Annotated in this window: 27 protein-coding genes and 1 riboswitch; of the genes, 11 read left to right on the forward strand and 16 right to left on the reverse strand. The window is 69.2% G+C overall.

The annotated features are described in order from the left end of the window. The first annotated feature begins 5 nt into the window (after window positions 1–5). Together FB475_RS14545 and FB475_RS14550 are read left to right on the forward strand one after the other, a co-directional pair. Window positions 6–1,079 (forward strand): DNA polymerase IV, encoded by a 1,074-nt coding sequence (locus tag FB475_RS14545; protein WP_141856298.1) that lies wholly within the window; start codon window positions 6–8, stop codon window positions 1,077–1,079. 43 nt (window positions 1,080–1,122) lie between these two features. Then, window positions 1,123–2,313 carry a Fic family protein gene (locus FB475_RS14550; RefSeq protein ID WP_202878329.1) on the forward strand — a complete coding sequence of 397 codons (1,191 nt, stop codon included), beginning with the start codon at window positions 1,123–1,125 and terminating at the stop codon, window positions 2,311–2,313. A 4-nt stretch (window positions 2,314–2,317) separates the two neighbouring features. On the opposite strand, the gene FB475_RS14555 is transcribed toward FB475_RS14550, so the two are convergent. Then, on the reverse strand, window positions 2,318–3,157 hold the full coding sequence (locus tag FB475_RS14555; RefSeq protein WP_141856300.1) for an amidohydrolase family protein: 840 nt from the start codon (window positions 3,155–3,157) through the stop codon (window positions 2,318–2,320). A gap of 13 nt (window positions 3,158–3,170) precedes the next feature. Beyond that, window positions 3,171–4,262 (reverse strand): mandelate racemase/muconate lactonizing enzyme family protein, encoded by a 1,092-nt coding sequence (locus FB475_RS14560; RefSeq protein ID WP_185759253.1) that lies wholly within the window; start codon window positions 4,260–4,262, stop codon window positions 3,171–3,173. A 117-nt stretch (window positions 4,263–4,379) separates the two neighbouring features. Here FB475_RS14560 and FB475_RS14565 point away from each other — a divergent pair, with 117 nt between their 5' ends. The 4 genes from FB475_RS14565 to FB475_RS14580 are packed head-to-tail and all read left to right on the forward strand — an operon-like array spanning window position 4,380 to window position 6,961. Next, window positions 4,380–5,081, forward strand: coding sequence for a GntR family transcriptional regulator (locus tag FB475_RS14565; RefSeq protein WP_141856303.1), 702 nt, complete (start codon window positions 4,380–4,382; stop codon window positions 5,079–5,081). Window positions 5,082–5,090: 9 nt separating this feature from the next. Beyond that, window positions 5,091–5,939: a fumarylacetoacetate hydrolase family protein gene (locus FB475_RS14570; protein WP_141856305.1), complete on the forward strand. Its 849-nt coding sequence runs from the start codon at window positions 5,091–5,093 to the stop codon at window positions 5,937–5,939. Between the two features lie 35 nt (window positions 5,940–5,974). Then, window positions 5,975–6,574: a class I SAM-dependent methyltransferase gene (locus tag FB475_RS36765; protein ID WP_185759254.1), complete on the forward strand. Its 600-nt coding sequence runs from the start codon at window positions 5,975–5,977 to the stop codon at window positions 6,572–6,574. A 9-nt stretch (window positions 6,575–6,583) separates the two neighbouring features. Then, on the forward strand, window positions 6,584–6,961 hold the full coding sequence (locus FB475_RS14580) for a VOC family protein (RefSeq protein WP_141856309.1): 378 nt from the start codon (window positions 6,584–6,586) through the stop codon (window positions 6,959–6,961). Here FB475_RS14580 and FB475_RS14585 read toward each other — a convergent pair. The 10 genes from FB475_RS14585 to FB475_RS14630 all read right to left on the reverse strand — a co-directional run bounded on the left by FB475_RS14585 (window position 6,958) and on the right by FB475_RS14630 (window position 15,107). Further along, window positions 6,958–7,344, reverse strand: a complete 387-nt coding sequence (locus FB475_RS14585; RefSeq protein WP_238332145.1) for a hypothetical protein — start codon at window positions 7,342–7,344, stop codon at window positions 6,958–6,960. The genes FB475_RS14580 and FB475_RS14585 overlap by 4 nt on opposite strands. A gap of 55 nt (window positions 7,345–7,399) precedes the next feature. Then, entirely contained in the window at window positions 7,400–7,771 is a 372-nt protein-coding gene (locus FB475_RS14590) for a hypothetical protein (protein WP_141856311.1), read from the reverse strand. After that, window positions 7,768–8,898, reverse strand: coding sequence for an alpha/beta hydrolase (locus FB475_RS14595; RefSeq protein ID WP_141856313.1), 1,131 nt, complete (start codon window positions 8,896–8,898; stop codon window positions 7,768–7,770). The genes FB475_RS14590 and FB475_RS14595 overlap by 4 nt, the downstream gene beginning before the upstream one ends. Window positions 8,899–8,956: 58 nt before the next feature. Beyond that, window positions 8,957–9,553 carry a histidine phosphatase family protein gene (locus FB475_RS14600; RefSeq protein ID WP_238332146.1) on the reverse strand — a complete coding sequence of 199 codons (597 nt, stop codon included), beginning with the start codon at window positions 9,551–9,553 and terminating at the stop codon, window positions 8,957–8,959. After that, complete coding sequence (locus FB475_RS14605) at window positions 9,550–10,281, reverse strand: CbtA family protein (RefSeq protein ID WP_141856316.1); 732 nt, start codon at window positions 10,279–10,281, stop codon at window positions 9,550–9,552. Before FB475_RS14605 ends, FB475_RS14600 begins: the two co-directional genes overlap by 4 nt. A gap of 5 nt (window positions 10,282–10,286) precedes the next feature. Next, complete coding sequence (locus FB475_RS14610; RefSeq protein WP_141856318.1) at window positions 10,287–10,484, reverse strand: CbtB domain-containing protein; 198 nt, start codon at window positions 10,482–10,484, stop codon at window positions 10,287–10,289. A gap of 43 nt (window positions 10,485–10,527) precedes the next feature. Then, window positions 10,528–10,622: riboswitch (adenosylcobalamin (AdoCbl) riboswitch) on the reverse strand. Window positions 10,623–10,717: 95 nt separating this feature from the next. Then, window positions 10,718–12,076, reverse strand: a complete 1,359-nt coding sequence (locus FB475_RS14615; protein ID WP_238332147.1) for an MFS transporter — start codon at window positions 12,074–12,076, stop codon at window positions 10,718–10,720. A gap of 167 nt (window positions 12,077–12,243) precedes the next feature. Continuing rightward, window positions 12,244–12,609 (reverse strand): DUF1304 domain-containing protein, encoded by a 366-nt coding sequence (locus tag FB475_RS14620; RefSeq protein ID WP_141856320.1) that lies wholly within the window; start codon window positions 12,607–12,609, stop codon window positions 12,244–12,246. A gap of 16 nt (window positions 12,610–12,625) precedes the next feature. After that, a complete protein-coding gene (locus FB475_RS14625) occupies window positions 12,626–13,540 on the reverse strand; it encodes a phosphotriesterase family protein (protein ID WP_141856322.1) in 915 nt (304 codons plus the stop codon). A gap of 100 nt (window positions 13,541–13,640) precedes the next feature. After that, a complete protein-coding gene (locus FB475_RS14630) occupies window positions 13,641–15,107 on the reverse strand; it encodes a DEAD/DEAH box helicase (RefSeq protein ID WP_238332148.1) in 1,467 nt (488 codons plus the stop codon). 336 nt (window positions 15,108–15,443) lie between these two features. On the opposite strand from FB475_RS14630, the gene FB475_RS14635 reads away from it, so the two are divergent. Then, on the forward strand, window positions 15,444–15,953 hold the full coding sequence (locus FB475_RS14635) for a DinB family protein (protein ID WP_141856326.1): 510 nt from the start codon (window positions 15,444–15,446) through the stop codon (window positions 15,951–15,953). Window positions 15,954–15,955: 2 nt separating this feature from the next. Here the strand turns inward: FB475_RS14635 and FB475_RS14640 are convergent, their stop codons facing one another. Genes FB475_RS14640 through FB475_RS14650 form a run of 3 tightly spaced genes read right to left on the reverse strand, consistent with a single transcriptional unit; the run spans window position 15,956 to window position 17,445 of the window. Continuing rightward, the gene (locus tag FB475_RS14640; RefSeq protein WP_141856328.1) at window positions 15,956–16,624 is read right to left on the reverse strand and encodes a TetR family transcriptional regulator; all 669 of its coding nucleotides are present in this window, start codon (window positions 16,622–16,624) and stop codon (window positions 15,956–15,958) included. After that, complete coding sequence (locus FB475_RS14645) at window positions 16,584–17,006, reverse strand: thiol-disulfide oxidoreductase DCC family protein (RefSeq protein ID WP_141856330.1); 423 nt, start codon at window positions 17,004–17,006, stop codon at window positions 16,584–16,586. The genes FB475_RS14640 and FB475_RS14645 overlap by 41 nt, the downstream gene beginning before the upstream one ends. Continuing rightward, window positions 16,999–17,445, reverse strand: coding sequence for a hypothetical protein (locus FB475_RS14650; RefSeq protein WP_202878330.1), 447 nt, complete (start codon window positions 17,443–17,445; stop codon window positions 16,999–17,001). Before FB475_RS14650 ends, FB475_RS14645 begins: the two co-directional genes overlap by 8 nt. Before the next feature lie 107 nt (window positions 17,446–17,552). Here FB475_RS14650 and FB475_RS14655 point away from each other — a divergent pair, with 107 nt between their 5' ends. Continuing rightward, complete coding sequence (locus tag FB475_RS14655) at window positions 17,553–18,590, forward strand: amidohydrolase family protein (RefSeq protein WP_141856332.1); 1,038 nt, start codon at window positions 17,553–17,555, stop codon at window positions 18,588–18,590. Next, a complete protein-coding gene (locus tag FB475_RS14660; RefSeq protein ID WP_141856334.1) occupies window positions 18,587–18,946 on the forward strand; it encodes a YybH family protein in 360 nt (119 codons plus the stop codon). The genes FB475_RS14655 and FB475_RS14660 overlap by 4 nt, the downstream gene beginning before the upstream one ends. On the opposite strand, the gene FB475_RS14665 is transcribed toward FB475_RS14660, so the two are convergent. Further along, window positions 18,943–20,046, reverse strand: a complete 1,104-nt coding sequence (locus FB475_RS14665) for a calcium:cation antiporter (RefSeq protein ID WP_141856336.1) — start codon at window positions 20,044–20,046, stop codon at window positions 18,943–18,945. The two genes, FB475_RS14660 and FB475_RS14665, sit on opposite strands and share 4 nt — an antisense overlap. Window positions 20,047–20,110: 64 nt before the next feature. Here FB475_RS14665 and FB475_RS14670 point away from each other — a divergent pair, with 64 nt between their 5' ends. After that, entirely contained in the window at window positions 20,111–20,617 is a 507-nt protein-coding gene (locus FB475_RS14670; protein ID WP_141856338.1) for a GNAT family N-acetyltransferase, read from the forward strand. Then, entirely contained in the window at window positions 20,614–21,480 is an 867-nt protein-coding gene (locus tag FB475_RS14675; protein WP_141856340.1) for an SCO6745 family protein, read from the forward strand. The genes FB475_RS14670 and FB475_RS14675 overlap by 4 nt, the downstream gene beginning before the upstream one ends. The last annotated feature ends 7 nt before the right edge of the window (window positions 21,481–21,487 follow it).

The following is a 21,487-nucleotide window of genomic DNA, read 5'->3' on the forward strand; positions in this document are numbered from 1 at the left end:
GTGCTATGAGCTGGTGGGTCCTGCACGTGGACATGGATCAGTTCATCGCGGCCGTGGAGATCCGGCGCCGGCCTGAACTTCGTGGACTACCTGTCGTGGTCGGCGGGTCCGGCGATCCGGCCCGTCCCCGGCAGGTGGTCGCGACCGCGTCGTACGAGGCGCGCGCGTACGGCGTACATTCCGGGATGCCGGTGCGGGCGGCGTACAAGAAGTGTCCCGACGCGGTGTTCCTGCCCTCGGACCCGGCGGCGTACGACGCGGCGTCGGCCGAGGTGATGGACACGCTGCGGACGTTCCCGGTGGTGGTCGAGGTGTGGGGCTGGGACGAGTGCTTCGTCGGTGCCGAGACGGACGACCCGGAGAAGCTGGCCGCTGAGCTGCGGGCCGCGGTGCTGGAGCGGACCGGTCTGACCTGCTGCGTCGGGATCGGCGACAACAAGACCCGCGCCAAACTCGCCACGAACTTCGCGAAGCACGAGCGCTCGCACGCGGAGCCCTTCGAGGGCGCGGCGGGCGGGGCCGGCATCTACCGGCTGACCGCCGCGAACTGGCGAGAGGTGATGGACCACCGCCCGGTGCGCGACCTGTGGGGTATCGGTACCCGGATGGAACGCAACCTCAACGAACTCGGCCTGACCACGGTCGCCGAACTGGCCGCCGCCGACGTCGACGCCCTGCAGAAACGCTTCGGCCCGAAGATGGGCACCTGGTACGCCGCCCTCGGCCGCGGCCTCGGCGACACCCAGGTCACCGACGTCCCGCGCGAACCGGTCTCCCGCAGCCACGAGGAAACCTTCGAGACCGACCTGGTCGAACGCTCCGACATCGAACGCGAGATCCGCCGAATCGCCACCGAGGTAACCAACGAGGTGGTAGCCGACGGCCGCACCATCCAGCGAATCTGGCTGAAGCTCCGCTTCACCACCTTCTACACCCCCATCAAAAGCCGCAAACTCCCCGAACCCACCCAGGACCCCGAGGTCATCGCCACCACCGCCCTGACCCTCCTCGACAAATTCGACCTCCGCCACCCCATCCGCCTCCTCGGCGTCCGCGTCGAGTTCCTCCCCCCGGACTAGTGCTTATATAACTTTATCTGGAGAAAGTTATATAGTGAGCGGAGTGAACGAACTTTCGGTCGGCTGGGAGCGGTGCGATTGGGCCGGGACGGACGGGCCCATGTCCCGGCGCGAGCGGGCGCAGTCGCGCGGTTCGTACCTGGCATCCATCCCTCCGACGATCGCGGAGCTGGGTTTCGACGTTCCGTCCGAGGTCGCGGCCGAGGCCGAGGACGCGCTGATCGAGATCTCCCGGTTCGACGCGGAACTGGCCGCCTCGCTCCCGCGCGCCGACGGCGAGCTCGCGCCGCTGGCCGTCGTACTGCTGCGCACCGAGTCGGCGTCGTCGTCGCAGATCGAAGGTGTGACCGCCGGCGCCAAGGCCTTGGCGATCGCCACTCTGAACGCGTCCGCGGGGCAGAATGCCCGGTTGGTTGCCGCCAACGTCGAGGCCATGCAGAAAGCGATCGACCTCGCCGACGACCTGAGCACCGACTCGATCCTCGCTGCCCATCGGGCCTTGATGCACGACCAGACGTATGCGCGACCCGGGCAGTTCCGCGACAGCCAGGTCTGGATCGGTGGCGGCCCGACACCGCATACCGCGACGTTCGTCCCGCCCCGGCACGACCGGGTTCCGGCGCTGGTGGCCGATCTGGTCGAGTTCTGCAAACGGACCGACCTGCCGGTTCTCACCCACCTGTCGCTCGCGCACGCGCAGTTCGAGACGATCCATCCGTTCAACGACGGGAACGGCCGTACCGGACGGACACTGGTGCACGCGATGCTGCGGCGGTCGGGCGTGACCCGGCGCCTCACGGTGCCGGTCTCGGCGGGGCTGCTCACTGACACGGATGCGTACTTCGCGGCGCTCGGCGCGTACCGGGACGGCGACCCCGCGCCGATCATCACCCAGTTCAGCCGGGCGTCGTTCGCGGCGGTCGGCAACGGCCGCGAACTCGTCACCGACCTCACCGTGATCTACGAGGACTGGCAGCAGAATCTCCCGTCCCGCAAGGGTTCTGCCGCTCGTCGCTTGCTGCCGCACCTGCTCAGCCAGCCGGCCGTCACGGTCGCGCATGTCCAGGAGCACTTGGCCGTATCGCAACCAGCGGCTCAACGAGCAGTCGACCAACTCGTCGACGCATCGATCCTGAAGCAGATCTCCACCGGAAAACGTGACCGTGCGTGGATCGCTCGAGACGTCATCACCGCACTCGACAACTTCGCAAGCCGCACGGGCCGCCGCAGCTGACCTCCTAGAGGTTGTAGGTGCGGGTGGCAGTGGTGGTGAAGATGGCTTGTTGGTCGGCGGGGGTCAGGGTTTTGGTGAGGGTTTCGGCAGTTTCGACTACCTGGGGGTAGGTGGCGGCCAGGAGGCAGACGGGCCAGTCGGAGCCGAACATGACGCGGGCGGGGGTGAAGGCTTCCAGGACTACGTCGGCGTAGGGCTGGAGGTCTTTGGGGGTCCAGGTGGTCCAGTTGGCTTCGGTGACCATGCCGGAGAGTTTGCAGGTGACGTTGGGTTCGGCGGCCAACTCTCGGAGGTGGGTGGCCCACGGGTCCAGGGGTTGGCCGATGACCGGTTTGGAGATGTGGTCGACGACGAAGGTCAACCCGGGGAGGTTGCGGGCGGTCTGGATGGCGGCGGGGAGTTGGGGTGGTTTGGTCAGGAGGTCGTAGGCGAGGCCGGCTTCGGCGACCGCGGCCAGGCCTCGTTGGACGTCGGGGCGTAGCAGCCAGTCGTTGTCGGGTTCGTCGTGGACCTGGTGGCGGATCGCCTTCAGGTACGAGCCGTCCGGGCGGGCCTGGAGTGACGCCAGCGTGTCGGCGACGTCGGGCGCGGTCAGGTCGACCCACCCGACCACCCCGGCGACCAGATCGTTGCTCGCGGCAATTTCCAGGAACTCGACGGTCTCCTCGAGCACGCCGACTGTCTGGACCAGCACCGTCGCGGTGACGTCGGCGGCCGCGGCCAGTGGTGCGAGGTCGGTGATCGCGAAGTTCCGCCGGATCGGGTCCAGTTCCGGACCGACCATCCACGACTGCTCGCGAACGCTCAGGTCCCAGACGTGATGATGTGCGTCGACTCTGCTCATGCGCCGTACCCTCTCATCCGACCCGGCGGTCGTCGATGGCGTCCTGGTTCCAGTCGATCCCGAGGCCGGGTACGTCGGGCGCGACCGCGTGCCCGTCCACGATCTCCATCTCGGACGACGTGATCGCGCGCAGTTGCGGGATGTGTTCGACGTACCGCCCGTTCGGTACGGCGGCCGTCAGGCTCACGTGCAACTCCATCAGGAAGTGCGGGCACACCTCGAGGTTGAACGTCTCCGCGAGGTGCGCAACCTTCAGCCACGGGGTGATCCCGCCGACCCTCGCCACGTCCACCTGGATGATCCCCGCGCCGCCGGCCGCGGCGTACTCACGGAACTGCGAAACGGAGTACAAGGACTCACCGACCGCGATCGGAATCGAGGTCCCCGAGGCCAGCCGCACGTGACCGGTCACGTCGTCGGCCGGCAGCGGCTCCTCGAACCACGAGAGATCCACAGCCTCGAAGGCAGCGGCCCGCCGACGGGCTTCGGGGTACGTCATCGACTGGTTCGCGTCGACCATGATGTCCATCGCCGGCCCGACCGCGTCCCGGACCGCGCGCAGCCGCTCGAGATCCTCGTGCACCCGCGGCTTGCCGACCTTGAGCTTCACACCCGGCCAGCCGGCCTTCTGCGACGCGAGCGCGCCGGCGACCAGTTCATCCGTTGTCAGGTGCAACCAACCGCCCTCGGTGTCGTACAGCGGGACCTGTTGCCGGTACCCGCCGGCCAGCCGCCACAGCGGCTCGCCCGCCCGCAGGCACCGCAGATCCCAGAGCGCCGTGTCAACCGCCGCCAACGCCAGCGAGGTGATCGCGCCGACGGTCGTCGCGTGCGTGGACCAGAACAGGTCCGACCACACGGCCTCCACGTTGCGCGCGTCTGCTCCGGTCAGCCGCGGCAGCAGGTGGTCGCGGAGCAGCGCGAGTACGGCGGTGCCGCCGGTGCCGATCGTGTACGAGTAGCCGAGGCCGGTCAGCCCGTCCGCCGTCGTCAGCCGCACGAACACCGTTTCCTGTTTGAGGAACGCCTGGACGGCGTCGGTCCGGACGGTCTCGACCTCGAGGTCGACCAGGTACGCCTCGGCCCGGACGATCGCCGTACTCACATTTTCCTCCCGAGATCCTATAGGATATTGCGATCCTGATGCTCCCGCTTCACACTGGACGCGTCAAGACGGACTGCGAGTCGGGCAGAATGGTGGCTTTCCCGGGAGGAGTAACCCGTGACTGATGCGCACGTGGGCCTGGCGGGCCAGCTTGCCCGGCTGCCGCAGCGGCAGGTGTTGAGCGACGACGTCTACGAGACGGTCAAGGGCCTGATCATGGACAGCGTGGTCGAGCCGGGCACCCGGTTGAACATCGATGCACTGACCCGTGAGCTGGGCATCTCGCAGACCCCGATCCGCGAGTCGCTGGCCCGGCTGGAGTCCGACGGCCTGGTGATCAAGGAGCCGCTGCGCGGGTACCGGGTGTCGTCGCGGCTGACGCTCGCCGAGTTCGAGGACCTGTTCGAGTACCGGCTGCACATCGAGCCGTGGGCGGCCGGCCGCGCCGCGGAGCGGGCCGGTGAGGACGACCTGGCCCGGCTCAAGGCCGAGATGCTGAGCTACACCGACGTACCGGACCGTCCGTCGTACGAGAGCTACCGGGCGATGGCCGCGCACGACCAGCGGTTCCACGACCTGGTGCTCGAGCTATCCGGTAACGAGACCGCCCGGCTGTCCTTTCAGCGGACGCACTGCCACCTGCACCTGTTCCGGCTGTACTACGGTGGCGGCATCGCGACGAAGGCGTTGCGTGAGCACAAGGCAGTGGTGACCGCCGTCCGCAAGGGCAACCCGGAGGAGGCGGCCGCGGCGATGCGGTCGCATATCGAGTCCTCGCGCGCTCGGCTGCGGCCCATGTTCGACACCTCGGATTCCTAGGAGACTTCTATGGAACTGCTCCGCCTGGGCGCAGTCGGCGAGGAGCGCCCGTACGTGCGCGCCGCCGACGGCACCGTTCACGACCTGACCCCGCTGACCGCCGACATCGACGGTTCCTTCCTCGCCGCCGACGGCATCGCCCGCACCCGGGCAGCCCTCGACGCCGGCGAACTACCCGCGGCCGAGGTCGAGGGCCTGCGAATCGGGGCGCCGATCGCCCGCCCCGGCGCGGTGGTCTGCATCGGCATGAACTACGCGGCGCACGCGGCCGAGGGTGGCGCCGAGCCGCCGAAGCAGCCGATCGTCTTCTTCAAGCACCCGAACACGGTCGTCGGCCCGGATGACGAAGTACTCGTGCCGCGCGGCTCGGTGAAGACCGACTGGGAGGTCGAGCTCGCCGTCGTGATCGGGAAGGAAGCGCGGTACGTCGAGACCGACGAGGAGGCGCTCGCCTGCGTCGCGGGGTACACGATCGCGAACGACGTCTCCGAGCGCACCTTCCAGATCGAGGTGTCCGGCGGCCAGTGGTCGAAGGGCAAATGCTGCGAGACGTTCAACCCGCTCGGCCCGGCCCTCGTACCGGCCGACGAGGTCGACCCGACGAACCTGAACCTCCGCTCCTGGGTGAACGGCGAGCCGCGGCAGGACTCGAACACCCGGGACATGATCTTCCCGGTCGCGGCGCTGATCCGCGACCTCTCGCAGTACATGGTGCTCAGCCCCGGCGACATCGTGAACACCGGTACGCCGGAAGGCGTCGCGCTGTCCGGCCGGTTCCCGTACCTCGCGCCGGGCGACACGATGGAACTCGAGATCGAGGGCCTCGGCCGGCAGAAGCAGTCCCTCGGCAAGGCCTGAGAAAACTGTCCCCGGCCGACTCTAGGCTCGGCCGGGTGAGCTACCTGGACGACATCAGCACCTCGTACGACAACGTCGCGGTCTCGTACGCCGAGCTCGTGGTGGACGGCGCCGACTGGGAGGTCGAGGCGTTCGACCTGCTCGCGAAGTTGGTCGCCGGCAGCGGGCGGCCCGTACTCGACGTCGGCTGTGGACCCGGCCGGACGACCGGGCTGCTGGCCGCGCGGGACCTGCCAGTCGTCGGGATCGACCTCTCGCCGGGGATGATCGAGGTCGCCCGCCGCGACCACCCCGACCTCGACTTCCGCGTCGGCTCGATGACCGCGCTCGACCTCCCGGACGGCTCCGCGTCCGCCGTGGTGTCGTGGTGGTCGATCATCCACCTGCCGCGTGACGTCGTACCGCAGGCCTTCGCCGAGTTTCACCGGGTCCTCGCACCCGGCGGGTTCCTGTTGACGGGGTTCCACGTCGGCGAGCAGTCCACCCACAAGACCTCGGGGTACGGCGGCCACCCGATGAACATCTACGTCCACCGCTGGACCGCGCCCGCGTTGACCGAGATCGCGGTCGAGGCCGGACTCACGCCGTACCAGGTGAGCGAAATTCCCGAGGACCGATTGCTCTTCCAGAAGTAGCCTCTGCGCATGACTTCTCGCGTGCGGACCGTGACGTTCGATGCCCACGACCCCTACGAACTCGCCGGCTTCTGGCTGCAGGTGCTGAAGGCCGAACGCCCCGACGACGACAACCCCGGCGATCCGTACGCGTCGGTCCCGGCCGACGGCATTACCGTCCTGTTCGAGCAGAACAACGACGAGAAGTCGGTGAAGAACCGCGCCCACCTCGACCTGGTCCCGGATACCACCCGCGACGAGGAGGTCGCGTGGCTGCTCACCCTCGGCGCCACCATCGCCCACGACCGCCGCGAACCCGACGGCAAGGGTTGGGTCGTGATGCAGGACCCCGAGGGCAACGAGTTCTGCGTACTCCGCAGCGAGGCTGAGCGCGCCGCGGACTCCTAGAGTTCGTCGACGTACGGCGTCTGGCCGGTGAAGGTCAGGTGCCAGTCGGTGCTGCGGGCGGTGACCGTGAGGTCGTAGCCCTGGCGGCGGGCGGTGAGTTCGTGGCGGTCGTCGGTGGGTTCGGCGATCGTCACCTTCCAGCCGCGGGACTCGAGGGTGGCGGCGGCGAAGCCGAGTTGCGCCTCCGGGTCCGGGGTGACGGTCGGGTCGCCGGTCTCGACGGTGATCGTGCAGACGGACTCCGGCCCGCGGTCGTCGGACAGCGCGCCCTGGTCGACGGGTCCGGGATCCTGGGTCACCGCCGGCGTCTGGCCAGGTACGACGACGGCCGCGACCGCGAGGAGTTCCGAGCGGAGGTGGTTGCGGGCTTCGGTCAAGGTCACGCTTCCGTGATACACCGTGCGGCCAAGCCAGGCGAGGACACGCCGTACATCCGGTTCAGGAGCCGACGGGCGTTTCCCCGGTGAGTGTGATCCGCCAGTCGGTCGCCCAGGCGTGCACGGCGACGTCGTACCCGTCGCGGCGCGCGGCGACCCGATAATGACCGTTCTCCACAGGTACGACGTCCGCTGACCAGCCGCGGGCGCGCAACGCCGTCGCCGCGGCCTCGACCTCGGCCGCCGGATCCGGCGCCTGTGGGTTGCCGGTTTGGACGGTGACCCTCGAGACGGTAGCCGTCCCGCGGCCGTCGAACAGTACGCCGGGGTTCACCGGGCCCGGGTCGTGCGTGACGACCGGCCGCTGGTCGGGTACGACGGCCTCCGCGACCGCCACCAACTCGCTCCGCAGGAACTCCCTGTCGTCCGTCATCGCCGCCTCCCCTCCGCTCGACCGCTTCGCTCCACCATCTTGGCCCTCCTTGGGCCGGCGGCCCCGGACCCTTGCGGCGGACCCCCGGGCGCCACAACTCCGTCGTACGCCACCGCTGCTCCGCGGTCCAGCGAAGTCACCTCGTCGTAGGCGGTCGAAGCAAGGTGCGCCGCCACGTTCAGCGGGACCGCCCACGCCAACTCGGTCTCCGCGCCGCGTCCGGTGCTCGTCGTCGTGATGTGCTCAAGATCGCCCCGGACCACCCGGCCGATGTTGCGCAGCGCCTCGCTGTTCGGGCGGTAGTACTCGTTGTGCCAGTGCACTGAGACCGGGTCCTCGCCGCGCGGGTCGGCCGTCGCCATCCGGATCGCGTCCGGAAAGTTCGCCGGGTCCGGCCCGTGCCACTCGGAGTACGACACGTAGTCGCCCGGCGCGCGCTCGGTGAACAGCCGGGTCGGCGGCTGGACGAAGTCCGCAGCCTCGTCGATGTGCTTCTCGATCCCCGGCGACCCGGTCATCACCAGCCGCGTCGGCCGCGCGCCGCCCTTGATCACGGCCTGCCCGGCGACGTCGGTGCCGTACGAATGCGCGACCACCGTGACGTCGGCGTTCGGGTCTTTCAGCTCGTCGAGCTCGGTCAGGCACTCCGCGAGCCGCGGTCCACCCTCGATCGCCGCCTTCTTGCTGGCCGCCTGCAGCAAGCCTTGCGGCGAGTCGTAGTCGAGCCACACCACCACGGCGGTGTCCTGCGGGCCGGCCTCGTCCCGGATCAGGCCGCCACGGTCGGACTGCCCGCGGAACGTGTCCAGGCTGTTCCCCATCCCGGGCACCAGGACGGCGACGTTCTTAGCGTGCTCGAGATCGCCGAGGACCTCGACAGCACGGCCCTTGCCGTCCGGGTCGACCGTGAGGAACTGCCGCGGCCGCTGGACCTGCACGACGTTGCCGTCGGCATCCACGTCGGTGGCCGTGACCGGGACGAGCAGTTCCTTGATGGTGGCGAGCCGCTTCACCTGGGCATCAGTCGCCGTCCGCGCGTCGAGCGCGGCCTGCAGGCGGTCGCAGGCAGCAACGAGTAGCTCGTGGTTCGCACGGAACCGTTCATCCAACAGCTCGGACACGATCATCCGCGACTCCCCGTGACAGCCGGTCACCTGGGCGTGAGACCGGGCCTACCGCAGTTTGTCAGGAGATGCTTCCGAAGGCCAGCGACCAGTTGCCCGAGTGGTGTGACAGGCGGACCGCGGCCAGCGGACGTACGTCGACGTGCCGGAGCGACTCCGCCGGCGCGTCCACGGCGTACAGGACGACCGCCCGGACCACCGCGGGATGGACGACAGCGACGACCGAGGTCCGTTCGTCGTGCCGCTCGACCAGGTCGCCGAGCCAGTCCGCGACCCGGATCAGCACATCGTTCTCGGACTCGCCACCGGGCGTCGCCGTGTGCGGCCGCTCGAGCCACGCCGACACCCGCTGCGGATCCTCGCCGAGCAGCTCTTCGAGGTCGCGGCCGGTCCATTCGCCGTACTCACGGTCCCGCAGTGCGGGCTCGACCACGGGGTCTTCGAACCCCAGGGCAGCAGCTGTCCGTACGGCGGCCCGCTCGGGGCCGGCGTACACCGCATCGGCCGCGAACTTGAGCTCCCGCGCCGCCTCGACGCTCGCCGGATCCGGCTCGGCGTCGCCGCCGAGGACGAGTCCGCGCAGCGCGGGCGTCAGGGCGTGCGCGATCAAGGTCAACGACAGCGGCGGTGGGGCGGGGAAGGTCTTCAACTCCGTCAAACTGTCACCTTTTCTCGGGCCGGCCGGCGGTCCACCGCGGCCGCGTACCCGAATCCGAGCAGGAGCCACAGCGTCGCCTGCGTACCGAGCGAGGCGAACCGGAACTGCCACAGCAGCGTAGCGGGGAAGGCCTCCGGAACCTCGTTGATCCGCGGCAGGATCAGGTACGCCGCGACCACGGTCGCGACGAGTCCGACGACACCGCCCGCGAGCCGGGCGACCTCGCCGTACCGCTCCGCCCAGCGCGACAGCGCGACACCGGCCCAGACCGCGAGCAGGCCGATCACCAGCGTCAGCAGGTACGTGACGGTCCGCTTCGTGATCGTGTCCGGGTCCCCGACCGCGGGCGGATTGGGTGGGTATTTGAAGAACGGGACCAGAACGATGCCGACGAAGCCCGCCGCGGCGAGGCCCAGCGCGGCGTGCGCGTCGTTCCCGGTACGGAGCTTGCGGCGGAGCAGCGTGAACCCGACGGCGAACAGCCCGCCGAGCGCCACGCCGTACAGGCTGGTCGCGAGGAACAGGCCGACCTTCTGGCCTTCGCGGCTCACGAGTGGTGCTTCTTCCTCGTGGCCGTGGTCGTGTGAGTGCGCGGCGCCGGCCTCTTCGATCGCGATCGCCGCGTCGACACGCGGCTCGCCCATCACGTAGGCGAACGTTCCGGCCAGCAGGCCGGCGAAGAGTCCGACGATCAGTCCGCGCACCAGGAGCGATCCGAAGGTGCGCATCCGATCTAGTGGCAGGGCACGCCGAGCAGGTGCCGACCGTCGTGCATCAGCTCGTGCAGGTACATGCCCGAGCGGGACACGGCCCCCTGGTCGAAGCCGACCAGGTACGCGAGCAGCAACAGCACACCGACGCTGAGCAGCGCGGCGGCGAGAAGCTTCGGAGAAATCGCCGGTACGGCGACGGTGCGGGCAGGAGCTGCCATCTGAACTGAACCTCCTGGGGAAGTGCGCGTCCCCTTCGAAAGGCTGCAGTGCCCGAGCGTCCTGACTTACGAGCCGAAGCTCGATCACAGTGGCGCGGCCGCGCCGGACTCTCACCGGCTTCCCTCATGGCACCGCAGGTTGACTCCCGAACCGTACGGCCCAACCCGAACCCCGGTCAACGCGACCCGGCGCGCCGGTGACCAATCCCACTCGTGCCGACCGGCACCGAGGATCAGGCGGTACGGCGGGCCGCCAGCACTCCGAGCAGCGCGAGCAGCGCCGGGAATCCGAACGCCACGACGTACGCCGTGACCGCGGAATGCGGCTCCATCGCGGCGAACAGCGACCCGCCGATCGCGAGCACCGTTGCCGTGGACAACGAGTCGCTGAGCTGTGCGGCGGAGCTGTTCGCGCCCTGCTCGTCCCGTTCGGAGTACTCCAGCACGAGCACTGACAGCGTCGGGAAAACGGTACCCATCCCGAGCCCGGTCAGGCTCCAGCCGAGGATCCCGACCAGGACCGGTACGTGCTGGTTCAGCGTGAGGGTGGCGGTCGCGATGCCGAGCACGATCAGGATCATCCCGCCCTGCAGGAAGACGCTGTGCGCGAACGGCTGGTTCGGGCGCCCGCGGTACCACGACGCCGCGGTCCAGCTCAGCGCGCTGACGGTCAGCACCAATCCGGCCAGCGCCGGCGACAACCCGCGCTCCCGAGTCAGCATCAGCGGCAGGAACACCTCGGCACCGAACCCGGAAGCGGCCACCAACCCGCGCAAGGCGACCACCGACGGCAGTCCGCGCCCGAACGTGAATGTTGTTTTGGGCAACAACCGCGGACCGAACGCGATCACCCCGGCCAGCCCGACCGCCAACAGGACGAGCTGTACGACGCCACGCTGCTGGCCGCCGTAGTGCAGCAACCCGACGCCGACTGCAGCCGCCACCGCCCACATCGCGCGCTTGTCCCACAGCCTGCCCGGGCGTACGTCGTACCCGCTGCCCTGCGCCAGCCCCGGCCGCATCACCAGCGCTGCGGGTATCGCGAGGACCGGTACGGCGAGGAAGACCAGACGCCAGCTCGCGTGTTCGACGATCAATCCGGCGATCGCTGGTCCGACCAACGATGGCACGACCCATCCTGTTGCGAACGCGGCGAAGATCCGCGGCCGCAGGCGGGCCGGGTACAGGTGCCCCACGATGACATACAACGCAACCGTCAGCAGGCCGGAGCCGTATCCCTGGATGATCCGCCCGACGACGAGCACCTCCATCGAGGGCGCGAATCCTGCGATCACCAACCCCGCCAGGAACCACGCCGTACCGTGCCAGAGTGGCCGGGTCGGCCCCTTCAGGTCGCTCCAGGTGCCGGAGACAACCATCGCGACCACACCGGAAGCGAGCGGACCGCCGAACGCGAGCGCGTACAGGCTCAGCCCGTCGAGCGCCTGCGCGACCGTCGGCATCGCGGTCGCGACCGCCAGCGATTCGAACGCGACCAGCGTGATCAGCGCGACCATGCCGATCGTCAGCGCACGGTACTGCGGGGAGAGGACGCCGTCGGTCCCGGTCGCCGGCTCGGCAAGCCCGGTCACGGGGCCTCCCGTCCTGGACTGAGGAGCGGAGGGAGCGGAGCGACCGGAGCGACGAGGGAAGGACGGGAGTTACAGCCCCGTGGCCCGCCGCGACGGAGTCGCGGCATGAGTACTGTCGTCATGCCGAGAACGATCCGTCCTCAAGTGGGCTTTAAGTCAACTATTTCCTAGAGGACCGCGGCGAGCACGAGCGCGAGGAGCGGGGGGACGGCCTGGGCGGCGGCCGCGCGGAGCATCCGGCGGTCGGAGGCGAGCAGTACGACGCCCGCGCCCGCCATGCACGCGCAGGCGAACAGCGCGATCGCGTGGCCCTTGTCGCCGCCCCAGATCAGGCCGCCGAGGGCGCCGATCGCCAGGAACAGGTTGTAGAAGCCTTGGTTGAACGCCCACGGGCGGGTGGCCTCGACATCGTTTTCCTGCACCAGGAAACGCTGGTACGTGCTCGGCTTGCGGAACAGCAGGCTCTCCATGGCGAACACGGCCAGGTGGAACAGCCCCGCGACGACGACGAAGATCTGCGCGATCACGCTCATGCCCCGGAACGTACCGTTATGCTCGCCAATCCGTGGCGAAGGCGCGCGCTGGGTTGTTGCGGAACACGTTGTCGGCAACTTCCGCACCGAAGTACTGCGTGATCCGCGGACGGAGGTGGGTGAGCAGGTAGGGCATTCCCGGACCTTCGCCGGTCGACGCGCGGGCGCGGGCGGTCGTGGTGTCGCCGCCGAGCAGCAGGCTGTCACCGTACCCGGCGTCGATGAGCGCGGCGAGGCAATCCATCAGTCGCGGATCGGTCGCGTTGTTCGCCCGCGACGGTCCGTCGAAGGCCAGCCAGGCGCCGCGCCGCGCCAGCTCGAGGTGCGCGCGGTGGTCCGGAAACCGGTTGAGGTGCCCGAGGACGACGGCGGCCGGGTGGACGTCGAGTCGGTCGACGAGCAGATCGAGTACGGCGTCCGCGGCGGAGCCGAGCTCGTGGTGTACGGCGATCGGCGCGTTCGTCGCGTGATGGGCCTCGGCGGCGGCGCGCATGACGTGCTCGGCGTGCGCGTCGAGGATGTGGAAACCGCCGGCGATCTTGATCAGGCCGGCGCGGATCTGGGTGTCGCCGATTCCGGTCGTCAGCTCGCGGACGAAGATCTCCGCGAGCTCGTCGTGGATCTTGTCGACGTACCCGTCGGGGTAGTGCTCCCGCCGGTGCAGACCGGTCGCCGCGACGATCGCGACCCCCGTGCTGGTCGAGATCCCGGGCAGCAGGTCGGCACGCCGGTTCAGCCCGTGCGGAGTCCACTGCACGATCGCCTGCCCACCGGCGTCCGCAAACGCCCGCACCTCGGCAACCGCACCCGCCTCGTCATCAAGCTCCTGGTCCTCCGGCAACGCCGCAGACCGGAAGAACAGATGATCGTGCGAGTCGGTCACCCCGAGCGCACCCGGCACGAGATCGTTCAGCACCGTACGGATCCGCATCAATACCCCTCACTCACCCAACACACCCCCCAAACGGTAACCCGCCACGTCTCGCTCTGCGCGAACGAACGACGAGAGGAGACGGTGACGGGTGGGTGGGTTAGGCGGCTTGTTGGTTGGCGGGGCGGCGGCGGGTGCGGCGGGAAGGGCGGCGGCTCGGGGTGCCGGAGCGTGCGGCGTCTGCCCGGCTGCCTTCGGAGCGGCGCGCCTCGGACGGGCGTCCGTTCGTCTCGGATCGGGTGGCGGCCGGCCGCCTGCCCGAGCGTGAGCCGCCCGAGCGTGAGCTGCCCGAGCTGCGCTTGCCGGTGGACTGCCCGGTGACGGGCTCCTTGACCGACGGGGCGACGTAGGTGCGGTCGCCCGGAGCCAGCTCGGTGAGCAGCGGGTGGGTGGCGTCGAGTTTGGTGATCGTCGGGGCGATGCCCGCCTTGCGGGTCAGGTCGCGGACGTCGCGGACCTGGTCGTCGGTCATCAGCGTGACGACGGTGCCCTCGGCACCGGCGCGGGCCGTGCGGCCCGAGCGGTGCAGGTACGCCTTGTGCTCGACCGGCGGGTCAGCGTGGATGACCAGCGTGACACCGTCGACGTGGATCCCACGGGCCGCGATGTCGGTCGCGACCAGCGTCCGCGCCGTACCGTCCGAGAACGCCTCCAGGTTCCGCGTCCGCGCACCCTGCGACAGGTTTCCGTGCAGCTCGACGGCGGGCACGCCCTGGGCGATCAGCTTCTTCGTCAGCGCCTTCGCGCCGTACTTCGTCCGCGTGAACACCAGCGAACGACCCGGCGCCGCGGTCAGGTCGACGAGCACCGGGAGCCGCGCGTCGGACTGAACGTGCAGGACGTGGTGCGTCATCCGCGCGACCGGCGACCGCGCCGAGTCCACGCTGTGCGTGATCGGATCGGTCATGAACCGACGGACCAGTACGTCGACACCGGCGTCCAGCGTGGCCGAGAACAGCAACCGCTGCGCGTCGGCCGGGGTCTGCTCGAGAATCCGGCGTACCGCGGGCAGGAAGCCGAGGTCGGCCATGTGGTCGGCCTCGTCGAGCACGGTGATCTCGACCGCACCGAGCTTCGCGTGCCCGGCCTGGACGTGGTCCTCGAGGCGGCCCGGGCAGGCGACGACGATGTCGGCGCCCTTGCGCAGGCCGGTGATCTGCGGGCCGTGACCGACCCCGCCGAAGATCGTCATCGAACGCAGACCGAGCTTGTCGGCCAGCGGTGCGATCGACGCCTGGATCTGGGTCGCGAGCTCCCGCGTCGGCGCGAGGATCAGCGCCCGCGGGTGGTTCGGCCGGCGCTTCGTAGTGGACGCCGCGAGCCGCGCGAGAACGGGCAGCACGAACGCGTACGTCTTGCCGGAGCCGGTGCGGCCACGACCGAGAACGTCCTTGCCGGCCAGCGAATCCGGCAACGTGGCCGCCTGGATCGGGAACGGCTTGGTCACGCCGGCCGCAGCCAGCGCGGTGACCAGAGCGGAAGGTACGCCGAGGTCCGCGAACGTACGGTTGTCATCGGCAACTGTCTCGACGACGTCGTCGCCGAGGGTCTCCAGATCGTTGCTCACAGCAACCTCAACGCGACCGGCGGACTGCTGGTTGCGAGCGGCACCGGTACGGCGCCGGCGGCGCGGACGCGCCGCACCGGTTGTGGACGTGCTGGTCTGGGACGTGGGGTGGTTGTGCGTGGGGCGGCGGGCCGCCATAGAAGTACTCCAAAAGATCGGGGGTCGTCCTGCCCGGCGCGGCCGGTGCGGCCGCGGCGCGTGGTGGTCGACTGCTGGCGCAAGGTGTTTGCGCGCACCGGCCCGAGGCAGAACTGGGCGGGCCGTCGAGACCAGTTTACGGCATCAACCGGACCAACCCGCCCGATATTCCACCCGGCCCTCCCTAAACTGCTGCCTGTGACGGAACAGTTTCGGGTCGACCCGCCCACGGACGCCGACGAACGCACGCTGCTGCAGGGCTTTCTCGACTACCACCGCGGGACGCTCCTGTGGAAAGTGTCGAATCTCTCCACCGAGCAGCTGACCGAGCGCGCGGTCGATCCGTCCAGCATGTCGCTGATCGGTCTGGTCCGGCATCTGGGCGAGGTCGAGAAGTACTGGTTCCACCGCGCGCTGGCCGGCCACGACTCGCCTCCGAAGTACTGGACCGCCGAACACCCCGACGGCGACTTCGACCTGGTCAGCCCGGAGCAGGCCGAACAGGACATCGCCGACTACCGCGAGATCGTCCGCCGGTCCGACGAACTCGCCGCGAGCCACTCGCTCGACAGTACGTTCATCCGCCCCGGCCACGACGGACCGTACTCGGTCCGCTACCTCTACATCCATATGATCGAGGAGTACTCGCGCCACAACGGCCACGCCGACCTGCTCCGCGAACGCATCGACGGCTCGACCGGCGAGTAGAACTACGGCTTGACCGAGCGGATCAGCCCGACGAGATCGTTGGTCACGCCGCGCACACCCGGGATCCGGGTCAACCGGAGCAGCCGGTCCACGAGCGGTACGGCGCGGTCGATCAGCGTGCGCGTACGGCGTACGTCGTCGGACTGGTCGTGGACCCAGAACAGCACGATCCCCATCTGCAAAAGCCAGAGCAGCTCGGGCAGTTCGGACCGCAGCTCCGCGGGCACTTTCAGATCCGACCCGTCGACGACCCGGCGGAAGATCTCCACGCTCGCGTCCCGCGCCGGGCGGGACTCCTCACTGAAGGGCGAGAGTGGACTACGAGGATCGGCAGCCGTCTTGAAGAATGTCCCCGCGAACTCGTGGTACGGCGCGGCGACGTCCAGCCAGGCCCGCAGTACGCCGACCATGCGCGGAACGAACGCCGTCTCGGTGGCGAGTACGGACTCGACCGCCTCGCGGTGCTGGTGCTGCAGCAGGTCGTAGTACGCCTGCATCAGGTGGTCCTTGGAACCGTAGTAGTAGTACGCGTTCCCGACCGAGACGCCCGCCTCGGTGGCGATCGCACGCATCGTGGTCTTCCCGTACCCCTGCTCGCGGAACAACCGCAACGCGGTGGACAGGATCAGCTCACGCGTCTGCTCGCCCTTCGCGGTCGCACCGTCCGTCACACCCGTCAGCGTAATCACCTCCAGTCAACCGCCGCAGTCCAGCCGCCACCTGCACCATCGCCCGCGCGACCGGCCGCATCGCCGGACTCGCCAGCCGTACCGCGGTATGCCTGTGCTCCCCCGTGGCCCACAGGCAGACGATCCACGCCCGGTCCCCCACGTATACGGACCCGTCGTCGGCAACCACGGTGATGTCCCGCAACGTCGCCGCGTGGTCGAGCGCGGGATAGAGCGCCCGCGCGTACGCCGACCCCGCCGCGACGAACCGCAACCGCACCACCCCGCCGTACCCGTCCGGCGCCGGCCGCTGCCCTGCGAGCCAGTCCTTGAACCGGCGGCAGAGCGGGCACCCAGCGTCGTACAGCACCGTCAGTTCACGCATGCTCGATCGGCCACATCGGCGGCTGCCCACCCACGAAGCCAGGGCCCTGGACGGTGTCGTTCGGCGGCACCGGCGGCCGCGTCATCGTGTCGAGCTTGCTCCGGTTGCGGATCTTGTTGAAGATCCACACGTTCGTCAGGTGTACGACCCCGAGCACGAGCATGACGATCCCGAGCTTCACGCTGAGCTGCTCGAAGATCCCGCTGGCGTTCTCGACCCCGGTCCCGCTGCGCAGGAACAGCGTCACGAACCCGAGGTTGAGCAGGTAGAACCCGACCACCAGCAGCCGGTTCACCGCATCCGCGATGTCCTCGTTCCCGTGGAACACGTCGACCAGGAAGATCCGCCCGTACCGGCTCAGCGTCCGGGCCACCCAGACGGTCAGCGGCACCGCGATCAGCAGGTAGAGCAGGTACGTCGTGACTGTCAGATCCATCATCCACCCCACATCTTGAACACGTTCAAATCTCTGATACCGCTGACCGTACGGCAATCTTTTGAACATGTTCAAGTCGGCCTCGACGTGATCTGGGGCACGATGGAGCCATGACGACCTGGGTCTTCGAAGGAACCGTCCTCCCCAGCGGAGACACCACCCGCCTGACCTTCGGCGCGACCACGGACGGAGAACCACTGCCCGGCCGGTACGCCGTACCGGGCCTGGTCGACTCGCACTGTCATCTGACCTTGGCCGCGACTCCGGACGGACCGGTCCCGCGCGGCGAGGACTTCGCCGCCGAGCGACTGACCGAGCTGGCCGAGGCCGGCGTCAGTGCGCTCCGGGACGTCGGCGGCAATCGTGACGTCACGCTCCGGCTGGCGCGCTCCGCGGACGACGGGCGCCCGCTCGTACTCGCGGCCGGCCGTTTCCTCGCACCGGCCGGAGTGTACTTCCCGCGGGCGTACGAGCCGGTCGCGCCCGAGGATCTGCTGGCGGCCGTCGAGGCCGAGATCGCCGACGGCGCGACCTGGCTGAAGCTCGTCGGCGACTTCCCCGAAGTCGGCCCGGACGGCCCGATCCGGGGCAGCAAGATCAGCCCGACGTACGACCTCGACCTGGTCGCGGCGATGCTCGAGCTCGCGCACTCGCGCAACGCCCGCGTCGCCGCGCACGTCAACACCGACCATGTGACCGGCCTGATCCAGGCGGGGATCGACTCGGTCGAACACGGTACGGCGCTCACCGAGCAGGACCTGGAGGTACTCGGCGCCCGCGGCGGCGCGTGGACGCCGACGTTGTGCGCCTCGGTCAGCCCGAGCCCGGACGAGACCCCCGAGCAGAGGGCCCGCCGCGAGGAGCGGTCGGCGTACCTCGCGTCGATCCTCCCGCTCGCCGAGCGGTACGGCGTCCGCGTACTGACCGGGTCCGACGTGGTCGGCACGGTCGCGGGCGAGATCGACATGCTGGTCAAGCACGGGCTGTCCGTCGAGCAGGCGATCACCGCCGCGTCGACGGGCGCGCAGGAGTACCTCGGACTGAGCGGCGCGGGCAACCTCGTCACGTACGACGCGGACCCCCGCGAGCATCCCGGCGTACTGGCGCAACCGGCGGCGGTCGTCCTCAACCACCGGCGGATCGCGTGAAGGAGAAGGACCTCGACCGCTGGGTGCAGAAGTACCGGAAGGCGTGGGAGAGCAACGATCCGAAGGACATCGCGGCGCTCTGGACCGATGACGCGGCCTGGTACCGGCGCCCCGACGAGCCGGCCGTGGTCGGTCAGGAGGCGATCGTCGACGCCTGGCTGGAGATCGCGGACGCGCCGGGCGAGACGACCTTCGAGTACGAAGTGCTCGGCTTCGGGGACGGCGTGGCGTTCGTCCGCGGCTGGACGACGTACCTGACGAATCCGCCGGGCGAGTTCAGCAATCTGTGGGTGATCCGGATGGAGAAGGACCGTGCATACGAATTCATCGAGTGGTGGATGGAGAAGCCGCGCTAGGGGCTGATCGCGAGGAAGATGAAGGCGCTGAACACGGACAGGTGAACGGCGCCTTGCAGTAGCGTCGCGCGGCCGGTCGACAGCGTGAGCATGCCGGTCACGACGGTCAGCGCGAACAGCACCATCTCCTTGCCGCCGAGGCCGAGGACGAGCGGTCCGCTCAGCCAGATCGAGGCGATCGCGATCGCGGGGATGGTCAGGCCGATGCTGGCCAGCGCCGAGCCGAGCGCGAGGTTGACGCTCGTCTGGAGGCGATTCCGCAGCGCGGCGCGGACGGCGGCAATCGTCTCCGGCAGCAGTACGAGCATCGCGATCACGACACCGACCACCGACAGTGGCAGCCCGGCCGACTGGACAGCGTGTTCCAGGTTGGGCGAGACGGTCTTCGCGAGGCCTACTACCGAGATCAGGCAGACGAACAGCAGCGCGAGGCTGAGCAGGGCGGTCGCCGTGCTCGGTGCGGCGGCGTGGTGGTCCTCGTCCTCGTCGACGTCACCGTCCGGGCTGACCGGGAGGAAGTAGTCGCGGTGCCGGATCGTCTGGATGAACACGAACACGCCGTACAGCACGAGCGAGGTGACCCCGGCGAACGCGAGCTGCGCCGCACTGAACCGCGGCCCCGGCGCGCTCGTGGTGAACGTCGGCAGCACCAGGCTGAGCGTGACCAGCGCGGTCATCACCGTGAGGGCGGAGTACGACGCCTGTACGCGGAAGCCTTGCACGCGGTGGCGCAACGAGCCCACGACCAGCGCGAGGCCGAGGATGCCGTTGCAGGTGATCATCACCGCTGCGAACACGGTGTCCCGCGCGAGCGACGCGGCCTTGTCGCCACCGGACGCCATCAGCGTCACGATCAGCGCGACCTCGATGACCGTGACCGCGAGCGCCAGGATCAACGTCCCGAACGGCTCACCGACCTTGTGCGCGACGACCTCGGCGTGGTGGACGGCCGCGAACACGGCCGCGCCGAGCCCGACGCAGACCAGAATCAGCAGCACCGTGCCGAGGTGGCGATGCCACGACAACACCAGATCGAGAAAGGCGAGCACGGGCACAACGAGGGTCCAGCGCGGGAGACCTTGGATCACGGATCTACTCATCCCCGACAACCCTATCGGCAATCCCCTTGGCATCCGGCGAACATCGGGTGATGCTTCTCGCAAGATGACTGTCGAAATCAGGGACGCGACCGCTGACGACTGGCCGGCCATCTGGCCGTTCTTTCATCAGATCGTCGCCGCGCGCGAGACGTACACCTACGATCCGGAGCTCACCGAGGAGCAGGCGCAGGCGCTGTGGATGTCGCCGTCCAGCTCACCGTTGGCCCGGACGACGGTCGCGGTCGATGCCGACGGCACCGTTCTCGGCAGCGCCAACATGTACCCGAACCGGCCCGGTCCCGGCCGGCATGTGGCCAGCGCCAGCTTCATGGTCGACAGCGCGGCCCGCGGCAAGGGTGTCGGGCGGGCGCTCTGCGAGGACATGATCGCCTGGGCCGGCCGGACCGGGTTCCGCTCGATCCAGTTCAACGCGGTGGTCGAGACGAACCACCCCGCCGTACACCTCTGGCAGTCCCTAGGCTTCCGCATCGCCGGCACAGTCCCAGAAGCCTTCGACCACCCAAAACTCGGTTACGTCGGTCTGCACGTCATGTACCGTCCTTTGCCATGAATCGCGCTCGCCGGATGTGGAAGGCGCTCGAGCCGTTCCATGCGGTCACCTACTTCGCGCCGGAGACTCGGCAGGCGACCGACGCGCTCGGGCTCAAGGGCGGATGGATGAGCTACTTCGGGTGTCGGGCCGCGCCGTTGGGTGCGGTCGGTCCGGAGATCGTCAGCTCGGTGTTCTACAACTTCCACCCCGCGATGGTGGCGCGGTCGCTGCCCGACGCGTGGACCTACGCCACCCCCGCGCAACTCCTCGACGCACGCCTCGGAGCTGTCGACAACGCCGTCCGACGGCTGTCCGGCACGCCTCCATACCAAACCGTATGGTCTAGTGGCGTGTTCGACCGCGCGGCCGAGCTTGCCCGGCGGGCGGCGGAGCTGGCGCCTACCGCCGGGCGAGTACTCGCGGCGGCGAATGCAGCGTTGGAATGGCCAACAGAGCCGCACCTGGTGCTGTGGCACGCGACGACGATTCTGCGCGAATCGCGGGGTGATGGGCACGTTGCGGCGTTGGTTGCCGCTGGGCTCAGCCCTTGTCAGGCGCTGGTGACGATCTCCGCGGCGGGTGGGCCGGCCAAGGAGGTCTTCCAGGTCAACCGGCGGTGGAGCGACGACGAGTGGGCGGCGGCGTCCGACGATCTTCGCGAGCGTGGGCTGCTCGATGGTTCGGGTGCGCTGACTGCTGACGGGATCGCGCTGCGGCAGCAGGTCGAGGACACGACGGATGCGCTGGCGGATCAGGGCTGGCGGGCGCTGGGAGATGTCTTGTCTACCGAGTTGCACGAGTTGGTTCACCCGTTGAGCGCCGTACTCATGGCTGACGGGCTGATTCCCGCGGACAACCCGATGGCGTTGCGCTGGGACTGACGGCGGC

The organism is Kribbella jejuensis (assembly GCF_006715085.1).
In the GTDB taxonomy this organism is placed as follows: Bacteria; Actinomycetota; Actinomycetes; order Propionibacteriales; family Kribbellaceae; genus Kribbella; species Kribbella jejuensis.